This is a genomic window from Pacificimonas flava, from assembly GCF_000342165.1.
Classification (GTDB): Bacteria; Pseudomonadota; Alphaproteobacteria; order Sphingomonadales; family Sphingomonadaceae; genus Pacificimonas; species Pacificimonas flava.
Genome location: NZ_AMRV01000002.1, coordinates 40237 through 54853, shown reverse-complemented (window position 1 = coordinate 54853; position 14617 = coordinate 40237). Strand labels below are relative to the sequence as shown.

14 protein-coding genes are annotated in these 14617 nt (G+C 65.8%); 4 read left to right on the top strand and 10 right to left on the bottom strand.

The genetic code is table 11. The features are described from left to right. The first annotated feature begins 8 nt into the window (after positions 1–8). The 3 genes from C725_RS03025 to C725_RS03015 all read left to right on the top strand — a co-directional run bounded on the left by C725_RS03025 (position 9) and on the right by C725_RS03015 (position 2736). Positions 9–1493, top strand: a complete 1485-nt coding sequence (locus C725_RS03025; protein ID WP_008600074.1) for an NAD(P)(+) transhydrogenase (Re/Si-specific) subunit beta — start codon at positions 9–11, stop codon at positions 1491–1493. A gap of 73 nt (positions 1494–1566) precedes the next feature. Continuing rightward, a complete protein-coding gene (locus C725_RS03020; RefSeq protein ID WP_008600073.1) occupies positions 1567–2274 on the top strand; it encodes a superoxide dismutase family protein in 708 nt (235 codons plus the stop codon). 6 nt (positions 2275–2280) lie between these two features. Next, complete coding sequence (locus tag C725_RS03015) at positions 2281–2736, top strand: DUF4112 domain-containing protein (protein WP_008600072.1); 456 nt, start codon at positions 2281–2283, stop codon at positions 2734–2736. On the opposite strand, the gene C725_RS03010 is transcribed toward C725_RS03015, so the two are convergent. The 10 genes from C725_RS03010 to C725_RS02965 all read right to left on the bottom strand — a co-directional run bounded on the left by C725_RS03010 (position 2733) and on the right by C725_RS02965 (position 13316). After that, positions 2733–3497: a ribonuclease T2 family protein gene (locus tag C725_RS03010; RefSeq protein WP_008600071.1), complete on the bottom strand. Its 765-nt coding sequence runs from the start codon at positions 3495–3497 to the stop codon at positions 2733–2735. The two genes, C725_RS03015 and C725_RS03010, sit on opposite strands and share 4 nt — an antisense overlap. Beyond that, entirely contained in the window at positions 3478–4326 is an 849-nt protein-coding gene (nadC, locus tag C725_RS03005) for a carboxylating nicotinate-nucleotide diphosphorylase (protein WP_038281540.1), read from the bottom strand. The genes C725_RS03010 and nadC overlap by 20 nt, the downstream gene beginning before the upstream one ends. A gap of 7 nt (positions 4327–4333) precedes the next feature. Beyond that, a complete protein-coding gene (locus C725_RS03000; RefSeq protein ID WP_008600069.1) occupies positions 4334–5689 on the bottom strand; it encodes a DUF2254 domain-containing protein in 1356 nt (451 codons plus the stop codon). Positions 5690–5728: 39 nt separating this feature from the next. Next, positions 5729–7813 (bottom strand): prolyl oligopeptidase family serine peptidase, encoded by a 2085-nt coding sequence (locus C725_RS02995; RefSeq protein WP_008600067.1) that lies wholly within the window; start codon positions 7811–7813, stop codon positions 5729–5731. A 99-nt stretch (positions 7814–7912) separates the two neighbouring features. After that, positions 7913–8911, bottom strand: coding sequence for a quinolinate synthase NadA (nadA, locus tag C725_RS02990; protein WP_038281537.1), 999 nt, complete (start codon positions 8909–8911; stop codon positions 7913–7915). 13 nt (positions 8912–8924) lie between these two features. Continuing rightward, complete coding sequence (locus C725_RS02985) at positions 8925–9539, bottom strand: DUF4230 domain-containing protein (protein ID WP_008600064.1); 615 nt, start codon at positions 9537–9539, stop codon at positions 8925–8927. Then, positions 9539–10423, bottom strand: a complete 885-nt coding sequence (locus tag C725_RS02980) for an MBL fold metallo-hydrolase (RefSeq protein WP_008600062.1) — start codon at positions 10421–10423, stop codon at positions 9539–9541. The genes C725_RS02985 and C725_RS02980 overlap by 1 nt, the downstream gene beginning before the upstream one ends. Before the next feature lie 292 nt (positions 10424–10715). Beyond that, complete coding sequence (locus tag C725_RS02975; RefSeq protein ID WP_008600061.1) at positions 10716–11933, bottom strand: acyl-CoA dehydrogenase family protein; 1218 nt, start codon at positions 11931–11933, stop codon at positions 10716–10718. A 14-nt stretch (positions 11934–11947) separates the two neighbouring features. Then, the gene (locus C725_RS02970; protein ID WP_008600060.1) at positions 11948–13051 is read right to left on the bottom strand and encodes an acyl-CoA dehydrogenase family protein; all 1104 of its coding nucleotides are present in this window, start codon (positions 13049–13051) and stop codon (positions 11948–11950) included. A gap of 73 nt (positions 13052–13124) precedes the next feature. After that, on the bottom strand, positions 13125–13316 hold the full coding sequence (locus C725_RS02965; protein ID WP_008600059.1) for a DUF1192 domain-containing protein: 192 nt from the start codon (positions 13314–13316) through the stop codon (positions 13125–13127). Between the two features lie 155 nt (positions 13317–13471). Between C725_RS02965 and C725_RS02960 the strand changes: the two genes are divergently transcribed. Continuing rightward, positions 13472–14479, top strand: a complete 1008-nt coding sequence (locus C725_RS02960) for an NAD(P)H-quinone oxidoreductase (protein WP_008600058.1) — start codon at positions 13472–13474, stop codon at positions 14477–14479. Positions 14480–14617 lie beyond the last annotated feature (138 nt).

The window sequence follows — 14617 nt, the reverse complement described above, 5'->3', positions numbered from 1 at the left end:
CGCGAAGAATGGACCATGTATCGACGACGCCGGCCTGGGCCATGATCGCCTATCTGGCCGCGGGCATCTGCTTCATCCTGGCCCTGCGCGGCCTGTCGAGCCCGGAAACGAGCCGGCAGGGAAACCGCTATGGCATGATCGGCATGCTGGTCGCGGTGGCGACCACGCTGATCGTGCACTATCCCGGCGCCGCCCTTTATGATGAGGCGGCTGGCACGCTGGCGGACGGGCTGGACGGTCTTGCGCTCGCCGAAATCCTGATCGCGATCGGGATTGGTGCGGCCATAGGCCTGACCACGGCGCGGCGAATCGCCATGACCGCCATGCCGCAGCTGGTGGCGGCCTTTCATTCGCTGGTCGGACTGGCCGCCGTTCTGGTCGCGGCGGCGGCGTTCCTCAATCCCGGTGCCTTCGGCATTCTGGACCAGACGGGCAATATCTTCGCGGTCAGCCGCGTGGAAATGGTGCTGGGCGCCGCCATCGGCGCCATCACCTTCTCCGGCTCCGTCATCGCCTTTGCAAAGCTGAACGGCAATATGTCGGGCGCACCGATCATCCTGCCGGCGCGGCACCTGATCAATTTCGGCATCCTGCTGGGCATCATCGTTCTGACCGCGCTGTTCGCCCTGTCGGCAAGCGCCGGGCCGGGCGAGAACCAGATGTTCTGGATCGTCACCGCCCTCGCCTTTCTGGTCGGATTTCTGCTGATCATCCCCATCGGCGGCGCGGACATGCCGGTCGTCGTCTCGATGCTGAACAGCTATTCGGGCTGGGCGGCTGCGGCAATGGGCTTCACCCTGTCGAACACGGCCATGATCATCACCGGCGCGCTGGTCGGGTCGTCCGGCGCCATTCTCAGCTACATCATGTGCCACGCGATGAACCGCAGCTTCATCAGCGTCATCGCCGGCGGTTTCGGTTCGGATGCGGGCAGCGGCGGGGCGGACAAGTCCGGCGCCGCCGACCGGCCGTTCAAGCGCGGCAGCGCCGACGACGCCGCCTTTTTGCTGAAGAATGCGGAGAAGGTCATCATCGTCCCCGGTTACGGCATGGCGGTGGCGCAGGCGCAGCACGTGCTGCGCGAGATGGCGGAGGAACTGGAGGAGCAGGGCGTCGACGTGCGCTATGCCATCCACCCCGTCGCAGGGCGCATGCCGGGCCATATGAACGTGCTGCTGGCAGAGGCGAACGTGCCCTATGACAAGGTGTTCGAGCTGGAGGATATCAACAGCGATTTCGGACAGGCGGACGTCGCCTTCGTCATCGGCGCGAACGACGTGACCAATCCGGCGGCGAAAACCGACAAGGCCTCCCCCATCTACGGCATGCCCGTGCTGGATGTCGAAAACGCCAAGACGACCCTGTTCATCAAGCGGTCGATGGGCGGGGCGGGCTATGCGGGCGTGGAGAACGAACTGTTCTTCCGCGACAATACGATGATGCTGCTGGCCGACGCGAAGAAGATGGTCGAGGATATCGTGAAGGCGCTCTAGGCGGGGGTCGCCGGGAAAGGGCGGTGAACCAAAATCACCGCCGGGCGTTGGGGCGCGAAAGGGAGACGAAACTATGCGTAAAATTGGAATTCTGCTTGCCGCCGGTGCCATTGCATCCTTGGCCGCCTGCGCCGACAGCTCTGACGATGCCGCCACGCAGGATCCGGCTGCGGACACGACGATGGAGCCGGGCGCGATGGAGGGCGAGGGTATGGCCCAGGGCGGCATGTCCGACACCGACATGACCGGTGCCATGGCCGGCGACGCCATGTCCGAAGACACCGCGGCCATGAATGGCAGTGCCGCCGGCGAGGGCGCGGATGCGGGCGCGCTCGGCGAGGCAACTGGCAAGACCGCCATGGCCGAACTCAAGGGCGCCGACGGCACCGTCCATGGCCGCGCGACCCTGACGGAATATGCGAACGGAATCGAGGTTGCCACGGAGTTGATGGAGGTCCCAAGCGGCACGCACGGCCTTCACATCCATCAGACGGGCACTTGTACCGCGCCCGACTTTACGAGCGCGGGCGGTCACTGGAACCCCACAAACGAGCCGCATCCGCAACACAAGGGTGACCTTGGCAATGTGACGATCGGGTCGAACGGCTCGGGCGAGCTCACCGCAACCATCGAGGGCGTGACGCTGGATGGAAGCGAAATGCCGGTCATGGACGATGATGGATCGGCTATGATCCTGCATACCGGCATGGACGATCTGGAAAGCCAGCCTTCGGGCGATGCGGGCGCCCGTCTCGCATGCGGCGGGATTTCCATGAACTGATCTCGCATGGCGCGTCCATCGGGAATCGATCAGCAGGTGTTCGAGGAGGCTGTGCGCCGCCTCGGCACCGGCGCGCGCTCGCCAGCGGCGGTCCGACGCCGGGTCGAGGTGCTGGAGGGTGTTCTTGAAAGGTCGGTGAAACTGCCGTTCCGGGTGCCGGGCCTCGGGAACCGGATCGGGCTGGACGCCATTCTCGGCCTGCTCCCCGTCGGCGGTGATATCATCGCCGGGATCATGTCCAGTTACCTGATCTGGGAAGCGCGCAACCTCGGAATGTCCAAATGGCATCTGACGCGCATGGGCGCGAATACCGTGGTCGACACGCTTCTGGGGTTCATCCCGTTCGTCGGTGACGCGGCCGATGTGTTCTTTCGTTCCAACACGAAGAACCTGCGGATCGTCCGCAAGCATCTCGACAAGCATCACCCGGAAACCGCAATCATCGACGCCGAACCGCTTTAGGGGGCACGCTGCGCGCCGCGCCGCTTATCCCCCGCGCCAGATGCTGCCGAAGGGCCCGCCTCCCGCGCATTGCAGCGCCGGGGCGCATAGTCGAGGTCGAGGCAGAGATAGACCTCCTCCAGCCAGCCGCGCGCGTTGATCTTCAAACCGATGGCGGCGTCCGCGACGTTTGGGTTCGCTCGCGAAAATGCCGATCGCACATCGCCGGCCGACAGACCATCCTGACGGCTGAGGCGGAAAAGATCGGGCCGGCGATAGCGATCCCAAAGCTCGGCGGCATCGGCGAAATAAGCGTCGGGTTCCTGCCAGGCGCAGGTGCCGTGCGCGGCCCATTCATGCTGCATCAGGGCGGCCGACGGTATCATGCAGTAGTGCGCCGTCAACACGGGGGCGGGGACGGGCTGTGCCAGGGCGCAGGCGCGTGGGTGCGGTCCGCGACCGGCCTGCGGCCACAGCCCATGCACGATCAGGCCAAAGCGGTTATCCTGGCACTGGCCCCGATGTTGAGGCTGATCACTGCGGAAGCGGCAAAATTCCGGCGACCAGCTCATGGCGAGCACATGTCCGGTTGCGGGGGCATCGGGCGTGCGGTCGGGTGGCGTCGCCGTCGTGGCAACGGCCAGATCGGGCGGCACGAAACATTGCGCTGCCGTTTCCGCCGTTTCCGCGCTTGCGGCGATACCGTCCAGCCCGTCGCAGCCGCCGAGCAGGAGCGCCGCGCCCAGGGCCGTCGCGAGCAGGCTAGGCGGGCGCGAAATCAAGGCCGATGTCGACCGCCGGTGAGGACTGAATGATGCGCCCGACGGAAATATAGTCGACGCCGCTTTCCGCGATGGCCCGCACGGTTTCCAGATTGACGCCGCCCGACGCCTCCGTCGGAACGCGGCCGGTCACCATAGCAACCGCGTCCCGCAGCATAGCAGGGCCCATATTGTCGAGGAGGAGGCGGTCCGCACCCGCCGCGATCGCTGGTTCGATCTGATCGAGCCGGTCTACCTCCACGACGATATCGGACAGTCCGGCCACCTTCGCCCGCCTCACCGCCTCCTCCACGGACCCGGCAACGGCGACGTGATTGTCCTTGATCATCGGCTGGTCGTCGAGCCGCATGCGGTGATTCGTGGCCCCGCCGGTTTTCACGGCATATTTTTGCAGCACGCGCAGGCCGGGATGCGTCTTTCGCGTATCGAGGATGACCGCGCCGGTGCCGGCGGCCGCGTCGACATAGCGGCGCGCCATGGTGGCGATGCCGCCGAGATGCTGCACGGTATTGAGGGCAGGGCGCTCCGCCGTCAGCAGCGCGCGTGCATCGCCCGCGATCCGCATCAGCACGGTGCCAGGTTCCGCCCGCGTCCCCTCCGGCGTCAGAATGTCGATGTCGGCACCCGGATCGAGCGTGCGGAAGAAGGCGGCGGCAAGCGGCAGGGCGCAGACGACGAGCGCATCGCGCGCGGCCATTTCTCCGGTAAAGCGCGCGCCGGCGGGGATGATGGCGGCCGATGTGATATCCCCGCCCGCACCGGCATCTTCGGACAGGGCGGCGCGGATGAAGGCATCCACATCGAAATCGCCGGGTATGGGCATGCTCATCGAGCCCTCATTCATCGGCCGGCGCGAATTTGTCCAGCGCGACGGGCCGCTCCGCCAGCACAGCGTCGAAGCGGCGGGCATAGAGGTGGACGGATTCGAGGTCCGGCCCCGACAATGCCAGCTCCGCCTGCGCCAGCAGGGCGCGAGCCTGCTCCACGACAAGGCGCATGGCGGCGGTGTTCTCCCGCCCCTCGACACCGATGGTGGCCAGGCCGCGAAGAAAGGCCTCTGCCGCATGGACATTGCCCGACGCCGGCTGCCGGATGCGGCCGAACGTGCGCTCCAGATAGGCGGGGAAGGCGAGCGGCTGCGCATAGATGCGCGCGCTGCGGTCCTGCGGACCGCGCCAGGCGGTCGGGGGCTCCGACCCGGCGATGCGGCCGAGCGAAGCCCCCAGCCAGTCGAAGCAGGCCGAGGCCGTCACCGGATCGTTGATGCCCGGTGACAATGCGCGAAGAGCGATCTCCACCAGCTCGTCGGCAAGGAATTCATTGTCCTGGCTGGGCGTGCGCAGCTTTGCCACGGCGAACTGCCCGACCATGTCGTTGCGACGCCTGTCGGACAGGATGGGGCCGTAGACGTCGGCCATCGCCTGTCCGGTGCTGAGGAACTGGCCCGGCCGGGTGCGGATAACGATCACGACGCCGGCGGCGGCCGCCTCCTCCGCCAGCCGTTCGCCGTCGATGATCGAGAGGATGCCCGCCTTTGCCGACAGAAGCTGCTGCGTGGGCTCGCCCTGCGGTGGCGGCTCCATGCGCTTTCCGCGCGCCGGCTGGCCGCAATTGGCGGGAAAGCGCGTCTCTATATTGGCAAGCAGCGTGCCGCCGATGCTGGAAATGGCGTGATTGATTCGCAGCGTGGCGGGGGCGTGGTGCAGGAAGTAGACAAGAGCCGCGACGCTTGCGAGTGCGAGAAGCATGGCGATCAGCCCCGCAAAGCTGCGGACATTGTCGTCGCGAATGGCAGCGTAGACCAAAACGGCATAGACGAACGTCGCCACGAACACGCCCAGCGTCAGCTGCGTCGCCCGGTCCGCCAGGAAGTTCGTCAGCAGGCGCGGACCGTATTGGGTCGCGGCGGTGACTGTCGCGGCGACCATCATGGAAAAGGCGACGCCGCCCGTGCCGATCGTGGCGGATGCAATCAGACCGATGAGATCGCGCATCGATTCCGCCTTCGGCGAGGGCGGCAGGCCGAAGATGTCCGCCACGGCATTGCCGACGGACTCGGGCACCTGCAGCGCCAGCGCCGCCAGAAGCAGCGCACCCACGGTCATCAGCGCGGGGACGAAGCCGTAACTGCCGCGAAGCTGACCGAAAGCATCGATCAGCTTCGCGCCGTAACGGCTCATGTGCCGGGTCATGCCGCTGTCTTCATCGCTGGCGAGACCCTTTCCGAGCGTCTATTTCAGGACCGTATTGGCATAGGCCATGATGAGGGCGGCGCGGTACGCCTCCTCCTCATGATTGGCCGCGCCGGCATGGCCCCCCTCGATATTCTCGTAATAGTAGAAGGGGTAGCCATACTCCTCCATCTTCGCGGCCATCTTGCGCGCATGGCCCGGATGAACGCGGTCGTCCTTCGTGGAGGTGTAGATCATGATGGGCGGATAATCCTTGCCCGGCACCAGGTTCTGATAGGGCGAATATTCGCGGATATAGGCCCATTCGGCGGGAATGTCGGGGTTGCCATATTCCCCCATCCACGACGCGCCGGCCAGCATCTTGTTGTAGCGGCGCATGTCGGACAGCGGCACGCCCATGATGATGCCGTCCCACAGGTCCGGCTGCTGCGTATAGGCGACGCCGGCCAGAAGCCCGCCGTTCGAACGGCCGGACGCGGCGAGTGTGGAGGAAAGGCCGGAGGATTTCAGATCCTCGCCGACCGCGCGCAAATCGTCATAGGCGAGCTGGCGTTTTTCCTTGAGGACGCTCTCGTGCCATTCCGGCCCGTACTCGCCGCCGCCGCGAATATTGGCGATGACGAAGCTGCCGCCCTCCTCGACCCAGAACAGACCCATGGGGCCCAGGCGCGCGGGATGATTGATGAGGTATTCCGGCAGCTGCGGAATGCGGAAGCCCCCATAGGCGTGTACGATCGTGGGCAGCGGACCCGTCGCGCCCGCCTTGCGGACGACGAAATAGGGGATGCGCGTGCCGTCGGAGGAGGTGGCGAAGCGCTGCTGCACATCGATGCTGTCCGGATCGAAAACGGGCGAGCGCGCCTCCACCAGTGCCGGTACTTCGCCGGACTGGGTGGCGAACAGCTTGGGCGGCTGGGCAAAGCTTTCGGCGGTGAAGAAGGCGATGTCCTGCTTGCCGCCGGCCGCCGCGAGCGAGACGACACCGTTCTCCGGCACCTCGACATCGCTCGCGTTCCAGCTGCTGTCGAGCGCCAACATGCGGCCGCTGACATCGTCGAGAAGCGTGATGTAGAGGCGGTCCGCGCCGGCCGAGACACCCTGGATTGCCTGGCTGCCGGAGGGGGTGAAGACGGGCTCGACGCCGAATTCGCCGCGCTCGATGAAGGCGTCGAGGTCGTAGGCGACGAGCGATCCGGCCTTATGTTGGCCCCAATCCTCGTTCAGCTTCACGATGGCCTTGCCCGCGAACAGATCCTCGATCTCCGCCGTCTTTGGCAGCGGCACGGCCGCCAGCGTGCCGTCCGGCTTGTAGTGGAAATATTCCGAATCCCAGAAGGTGATGTTGCGCTGGACCATCGGATAGCGCTTGCCGCGCGTGGACGGCGTGAAGATGCTGAAGCCGACCTCCGACGGGTCGATCTCCAGCAGCTTGTCGGACGCCTGCGGATCGGTTCCCCGGCGCCAGACATGCACCTCTCGCCCATAGCCGCTTTCGGTCAGCGTGCCCGGCCCGAAATCGCTGGAGAGGAGGACCGTGTCGCGGTTCACCCAGCCGGAATCGTGCTTCGCGGTCGGCGCGTAGAAGCCGCCCTCGACGAAGCGGCCGGCGCTCATGTCGAATTCGCGAATGACGCCGGCGTCGCTGCCGCCATCCGACAGGCGCACCAGGCAGCGCTGATATTCGGGCGCGAGGCAGCTGGCGCCCTTCCACACCCATTTCTTGTTCTCCTCGGCGGAGAGCTTGTCGAGATCGATCAGCGTGCGCCACATGGGCGTACCGGCCAGAACGTCGTCGATGGCGGCGACGCGCCACAACCCTTGCGGGTTCTCGGCGGTCGAGCGGAAATTGGTGACCTGCCCGCCAAGGATCTGGCTGGGTACGCTGATACGTTCCGGATTGGCGAGGATTTCGAAGGCGCGCTGCTTGTAATCCTCGAAGCTCGGCGTTGCCGTCAGCTTGGCCGCGGTTTCGTCGTTCCACTCGCGGACCTGCGTCAGGGCGCGGTCGCCCTCGACCTCCTCAAGCCACAGATAGGGATCGGGCGCGTCGGCACCTGCCAGATCGGACTGACCAGTGCCGGCGCAGCCGGAAACGAGAAGCATTGCAGCGAGAAGGCGGCGCATGACGATCGGAAATTCCCCCTAGGTACGAAAACGCGAACTGCGCGCCCTTATGGGAAAAGCGCCCGCATCCGGCAAGTCGCCGCCGCGGACCGGAGCGGATCAGTCGCCGTCGATCGCGCCGAGATCGCCCTTTCCAACCGTGGCGGACGCCATGTCCAGCATTCGGTCGAGCGACCTCTTGGCGGCGACGCGCACATCCTCCGGCAGTTCGATCCGCGGCTCCAGGTCGCGCAGCGCGATATAGAGCTTCTCCATCGTGTTCATCGCCATGAACGGGCACATGTTGCAGTTGCAATTGCCGTCCGCGCCCGGCGCGCCGATGAAGGTCTTGTGCGGCGCCGCCTTCTCCATCTGGTGCAGGATATTCGCCTCCGTGGCGACGATCACCTTATCGGACGGGCTACCCAGCACGTAGGACAGGATCGAGCTGGTGGAACCCACATGATCGGCGTGGTCCAGAATGTGCGGCGGGCATTCGGGATGCGCGGCGACGGGGGCGTCCGGATGCTCCGCTTTCAGCTTCAGCAGTTCCTTTTCGCTGAAGGCCTCGTGCACGATGCAGGCGCCGGGCCACAGCAGCATGTCGCGACCCGTGACGCGGTTGAAATAGCCGCCGAGATGCCGGTCGGGCGCGAAGATGATCTTCTGGTCCTTGGGCAGCTGATTGAGGATATTCTCGACCGACGAACTCGTCACGATGATGTCGGAGAGCGCCTTCACCTCCGCCGAGCAATTGATGTAGGTGAGGGCGATATGGTCCGGATTCTCCTCCCGGAACCGGCGGAACTGCTCCGGCGGGCAACTGTCCTCCAGCGAGCAGCCGGCGTCCATGTCGGGCAGGATGACGGTCTTTTCCGGTGACAGGATCTTTGCCGTTTCCGCCATGAAGCGCACGCCGCAAAAGGCGATGACGTCGGCGTCGGTTTCCGCCGCCTTTTTCGACAGGTCGAGGCTGTCGCCGACGAAATCGGCGAGGTCCTGAATCTGCGGGTCCTGATAGTAATGCGCCAGGATGACGGCGTTGCGCTCCTTGCGCAGGCGATCGATCTCCGCCCTCAGGTCGACGCCCGTCAGATTGTCCCTTACCGGTGCATTCACCACTTCATCCTCATCACATCGCGCTTCCGGCCTCGTCGGGGAAGCGTACGGTTACCGTCGCGGACACGCCCGCGGCCTGCAGGGGCAGGCGAAAACTGCGGGCGGCCGCCTCTCGCGCAGACTGGCGCGCCATGTCCAGCATGATGGGGGCCTGCGCCTCCTTCATCACGGCGCCGCGGACTTTCGCGCGGTTCGCGCGGTCCAGCGCCTCGTTGGCGCCGCCGACGGTCAGCATGACCGTGCCGGCGCCGTATTCGCGCACGCGGCTCATGTCGATCTCCGGCTCCGAAATCTCAATGGGCGGCAGATCGACGATCATCTTCTTCGTCACCGGGTCCCAGGCGATATCGTCCGGGCCCAGCTTCGCATAATCGATCTCGTATTTCACCGTCGCCGGCACGATCATCGTCTTTTCGGCGGAAAAGCCCAGGCGCTCAGCCCGGCTGGTGACAGCCACGGTGAAGCGGCCGGCAAAAACCGACAGGCGGTTCTGCGCCTGCACGGCGTTCAGGCTGGCAGCGGCGATGCTGTTCACATCGGGGGCCAGCGGATCGCCGGGCTTCAGCACCAGCCATAAGCCGCCAATGCCCAGCGCGATCCCGGCAACGAGTGCAAGCAGTGTCCGCATCAGGCCGCCTTCCGCCACTGCGTTTCGTCGGCCCGGACGACGGAGCCGCGCCGCTCCAGATCGATCAGATGCGCAAGCACCGAACGGCCGGCGGCGGGATGAAGGGCCTTGTTCACCATGGCGTACATGGCCTTCACCATGGTTTCGATCGTCTGCGGCCCGTCCTCCAGCAACGTCAGGATCTGGTTCTCGCGCTGCTTGCGGTGGATCAGATAGCCGCGCACGAGCTTCCTCGGTTCGGTGACGGGGGCGCCGTGGGTGGGATAATAAATCCTGTCCTCGCGGGCCTGCAGCTTTTTCAGGCTGGCGAGGTAGGCCGTCATGTCGCCGTCGGGCGGTGAGACGACCGTGGTGGACCAGCCCATGATGTGGTCGCCGGAAAAGAGCGCCTCTTCCTGCGGCAGGGCAAAACAGAGATGGTTCGACGTGTGACCGGGCGTATGCACGGCGGTCAGCGTCCAGTCCGGGCCCGACACGCTGTCGCCGTCCGCCAGAACCCGGTCGGGGGCATAGCTGGTATCGAACGCCGCATCGGAACGCGGGCCGGAATCTTCGAGGACGAGCGGGGCGCAGCCGGCGATTTGCGCCCCCGACACCTCCGAGAGCCGGCCGGCAAGGGGGGAATGATCCTTGTGCGTGTGGGTTACGAGGATGTGGCTGATGTCCTCGCCCCGCGTGGCGGCGAGGATCGCGTCCAGGTGGACATCCTCGTCCGGGCCGGGGTCGATGACGGCCACGGTGCCGGAGCCGACGATGAACGTGCCCGTGCCCAGATAGGTGAAGGCACTGGGGTTGCGCGCCAGAACCCTGCGAATCCGCGGGGAAAGCCGCTCGCAGGCTTCGTAGGGGGCGGCGGCAATGGCGTCCTTTACGTCCATGATCATCAGATGGCGTCTCCCGGCCGTTGCCGCAATGGCTCTGAGGGGGTGGGCCCTCACGCTGATCCTGCGGCAGGCATTTGGGTTCGGAGGGAGCGCCGCGCGGAGAGGCGCCAGCCGAAACGAGGAAAGCCGGATGCGACGGCCAGCGGGGTGGCGGTCGGATCCGGCTTAGATACTCTTGGCTCACCTAAACGCTACTCGGTGATGCCGATGCCTGTAGAACGGCGCGGATCGTTTCGGGTTCCGTTAAAAAATGTTTAATTCATTTTTGAGGGTTCTGCGACTTGTCGCGCGCTCAGACCGGCTTTGCTTCGTTGAAGGGCTGATCCTTCGGCGGGCGTAGGTCGCCGGGCAGCCCGAGAACGCGTTCGGCGATGATATTGCGCAGGATCTCGTCCGTGCCGCCGGCGATCCTGAGGCCCGCCGCCCCGAAATAGCTGGACTGGAAACGGTCGAGCGCCGAACCCTGGGGCGCCTTCACGAATCCCTGGCTTTCCGACAGGTCGAGCGCCAGCCGGCTGATTTCCTGCATCTGCTTGGCGACCACGACCTTGGCGATCGATTGTTCAGGCCCGGGCGTCCGCCCCTGGCTGAGCGCCGACAGCGCACGCTGCTGCGTCAGTTTCACACCCTGATCGTTGATATAGGCCTTGGCGATTTCCTCTCGCACGTCGGCCTGTTCGGAGGCAGGGCCGAGCGCGGTCTCGATCTCGCGCGCAAGGTCCATCAGCGCGCGCCAGTCGGGCGAGTAGCGCGGCTTTCCGCCGACCGCCAGCCGCTCGTTCATCAGCGTCGTCAGCGCGACCTTCCAGCCCTCGCCTTCCTCTCCCAGCCGCCAGCTGTCCGGCACGCGGACATCGTCGAAAAACACCTCGTTAAAGTCGCTGCCGCCCGACATCTGCTTCAGCGGCCGTGCCTCCACGCCCTTCGCGTGCATGTCCACGATGAACATGGTGAGGCCCTTGTGCTTGGGCTGCGAGGCGTCCGTGCGTGTGACGATGATGCCATAGTCGCAAAGATGCGCATTGGTGGTCCACACCTTCTGCCCATTGATGACCCAGTCGCCCCCGTCCCGTTCCGCCTTCGTGCGGATGCCGGCAAGGTCGGAGCCGGCGGCCGGTTCGGAAAAGAGCTGGCACCAGATTTCCTCGCCGGAGAGCGCCTTCGGCACGAAACGGTCGATGACATCCTGATTGCCATGGGTGAAGACGGTGGGAATGCACATGCCGAGGCCGATGGCGTAAAGTCCCGTCGGCGCGGGCGACTTGCCCTCCTCCTGGCTGAAGATGATGGATTCCATCGGCCCCTTGCCCTGCCCGCCGAATTTCTTGGGCCAGGTGATGCCGGCATAGCCTGCGTCGTACTTCTTCTTCTGCCAGCTTTTCTGCCGCGCCACGAATTCCTCGTTCGATCGCGGCGGAGCCAGATCGTCATACTCTCGGCTGTTCTCGGCGATCCAGGTGCGGACCTTCTCGCGGATCGCGGCCTCTTCGGGGCTGTCGTTGAAATCCATCTTCCCGTTCTCCCTCAGGCGGCCATGCGGTTGCGCTGTTCCAGCGCGCGAACCAGGCGGTCGGACCAGAAGCCCCGACTGCCGAGAGCCGCCGAAATGGCGCGGGCGCGCCGATAGTAGAATTGGCAGTCGGATTCCCATGTGAAGCCGATGCCGCCGTGCATCTGCACGTTTTCCTCTGCCGTGTAGGTCAGCGCGTCCAGGCTGGCCGTGCGCGCGGCGGCCGCGGCCTGGCGCAGTTCCGGTGCGCCCGCCTGAAAGGCCCAGGCCCCGTGCATCGCATGCGCGCGGGCAAGCTGCTGCTTCACATACATGTCGGCGGCCTTGTGCTTCACGCCCTGATAGCGGCCGATACGCTGACCGAACGCGACCCGCTCCTTCGCATAATCGACGGCCATCGCCATCGCCGCGTCCTGCGTCCCGATCGCCTCGAAGGAGAGCAGCACCGCGGCCCGGTCGAGGAAATCCTGAAACGCGTCCGTTCCGCCCATCGCCTCCGCCTGTGCGTCGCGGCAGGAAATGCGGGCATGGGGACGAACGAGGTCGAGCGTTTCGACCGGTTCGACCGCCGCCGCATCCTGCGCAAGATCGAGAAGGGCAAGGGCGGGGCCGTCATCGCCCGCCACGGTGATCGCCGCGACGTGAGCGGAGACGGCGTCTGCGACCGGACATTTGATGCCATTGACGCCGGACTTGCCGAGCCGCGTGTCCGGCATGCTTGTCGGAATCTGGCTCCTTTCCTCCCCCCAGCCGACGCAGCCGATGATCGATCCGTCGGCAATTCCGGGCAACCAGCGTTCCTGCTGCGCCCGCGAGCCGGCGATCAGCAGCGCCTCGGTGAACAGCATGGTAGAGATGAGGGGCGCGGGCGCCAGGCTGCGGCCGATCTCCTCCGCCATCAGGCACGCCTCCTCGGCGCCCAGGCCGACGCCGCCGAATTCTTCGGGGATACGGATGCCGGTCAGGCCCAGGCCCGCCGCGCCCTGCCACAGCGTTTCATCGTAAGGCGCATCGCCGTTCATGACGCGCCGGGCGGCAGTCGGCCCGGCCTTCTCGTCGAAGAACCGGCGCGCGCTGTCCTGCAAGGCGCGGGCATCGTCCGAAAAATCGAAATTCATCTGGTCTCCTTCCCAAGATCGCGGACTATGCGCTGCGCCGAGGGCGGGAAGTGACCCTTACTTGTGATGGGCCTCAGCTTTTGAACAGCGCGTCGGCGCCCGCCCGAAAGTCCTTCGCGCCCGCCAGCTTGGCGCGGGTCCGCTCCGTTTCCGCCTCGAGCATGCGAATGCGGGCTTCGAGCTCGTGCACGGACAGGCGGTCGAGGTCGCTCTTCATCAGCGTATCCAGCGGATCGCCGGGGCGGGGCAGGTCGTCTTCATCCATCGCGCACGCTGATCATAGACCCCGCGTCCGCGGGTCGTCCAGCGCCAGTCTGGCATCCCGGAAAGCCTCGGCAGTCGCCGCGATGCTGTTCCCTAAACGAAACAACTGGGATAGCGGCGACGTTGGGAGCATCACGAAGCGAGGGGAGCGGCATCATGACAAGCGAGATTCCGGCGAGAATGAAGGCCATCGACCCGGAGGCGAGCGGCGGGCCGGAGGTGCTGAGCCTGGCCGAGCGACCCGTTCCGAAGCCTGGCGCGGGAGAGGTGCTGATCCGCGTTGCCGCCGCCGGCGTCAATCGCCCGGATGTCATGCAGCGCAAGGGCGCCTATCCGCCGCCGCCTGGCGCGCCGTCCATCCCCGGCCTGGAAGTGTCGGGAACCGTCGTCGCAGTCGGCGAAGGTGCGGAGCATCTGTCGTCCGGACAGAGGGTTTGCGCTCTGGTGCCCGGCGGCGGCTATGCGGACTATGTTTGCGCACCGGAAGGCTCCTGCCTGCCGGTGCCGGACGGTGTTTCGCTGATCGATGCCGCCGGCCTGCCGGAAACCTACTTCACCGTCTGGTCCAACCTGTTCGAGCGTGGCGGCGCGAAGGACGGCGAGATCGCGCTGATCCATGGCGGCACGAGCGGCATCGGCACGACCGCGACGCAGCTATGCCGTGCCTTCGACATCACGGCGATCACGACCAATGGCAGCGACGAAAAATGCGAGGCCTCCCTTCGCGCGGGTGCGTCGCACGCCCTCAACTACAAGGCACGGGATTTCGCCGAGGCCGTCAAGGAAATCGCGCCCGACGGCGTCGATGTCGTCCTCGACATGGTCGGCGGCGATTATGTCGCGCGCAACGTCGATTGCATGGCCGTCGGCGGCCGGCACGTCTCCATCGCCGTGCAGCGCGGTTCGGTGGCGGAGGTGCCGATTTGGAAGGTCATGCAGAAACGTCTGACGCTGACCGGATCCACGCTGAGACCGCGCGGTCCGGAGTTCAAGGCCATGGTCGCGGACGCGCTGGCGGAGATGGTCTGGCCGCTCTTCGCGGACGGATCGCTGAAGCCGATGACCGACAAGACCTTCCCGCTCGCGGAAGCGGCCGAGGCGCACCGGTACATGGAATCCGGCGCGCATGTGGGGAAGATCGTCCTGGTCGTTGCCGGCGAATAGGGCTTTGCGCGAATCGCGCCCGCCGCCCTTCGTGTCGTTCCAATGACGTTTTCGTGAAGATTTATGTTGCGGTGCACAATCGTAACATAGATGCGCTTTATGCGCCCCCGACACCGAAAGCGGGGGTATGCAATGCTC

Coding starts and splice junctions, on each gene's coding strand:
- C725_RS03025 (WP_008600074.1), top strand. CDS start 9: ATGGACCATGTATCGACGACGCCGGCCTGGGCCATGATCGCCTATCTG.
- C725_RS03020 (WP_008600073.1), top strand. CDS start 1,567: ATGCGTAAAATTGGAATTCTGCTTGCCGCCGGTGCCATTGCATCCTTG.
- C725_RS03015 (WP_008600072.1), top strand. CDS start 2,281: ATGGCGCGTCCATCGGGAATCGATCAGCAGGTGTTCGAGGAGGCTGTG.
- nadC (WP_038281540.1), bottom strand. CDS start 4,326: ATGAGCATGCCCATACCCGGCGATTTCGATGTGGATGCCTTCATCCGC.
- C725_RS03000 (WP_008600069.1), bottom strand. CDS start 5,689: ATGACCCGGCACATGAGCCGTTACGGCGCGAAGCTGATCGATGCTTTC.
- C725_RS02995 (WP_008600067.1), bottom strand. CDS start 7,813: ATGCGCCGCCTTCTCGCTGCAATGCTTCTCGTTTCCGGCTGCGCCGGC.
- C725_RS02985 (WP_008600064.1), bottom strand. CDS start 9,539: ATGCGGACACTGCTTGCACTCGTTGCCGGGATCGCGCTGGGCATTGGC.
- C725_RS02980 (WP_008600062.1), bottom strand. CDS start 10,423: ATGATCATGGACGTAAAGGACGCCATTGCCGCCGCCCCCTACGAAGCC.
- C725_RS02975 (WP_008600061.1), bottom strand. CDS start 11,933: ATGGATTTCAACGACAGCCCCGAAGAGGCCGCGATCCGCGAGAAGGTC.
- C725_RS02970 (WP_008600060.1), bottom strand. CDS start 13,051: ATGAATTTCGATTTTTCGGACGATGCCCGCGCCTTGCAGGACAGCGCG.
- C725_RS02965 (WP_008600059.1), bottom strand. CDS start 13,316: ATGGATGAAGACGACCTGCCCCGCCCCGGCGATCCGCTGGATACGCTG.
- C725_RS02960 (WP_008600058.1), top strand. CDS start 13,472: ATGACAAGCGAGATTCCGGCGAGAATGAAGGCCATCGACCCGGAGGCG.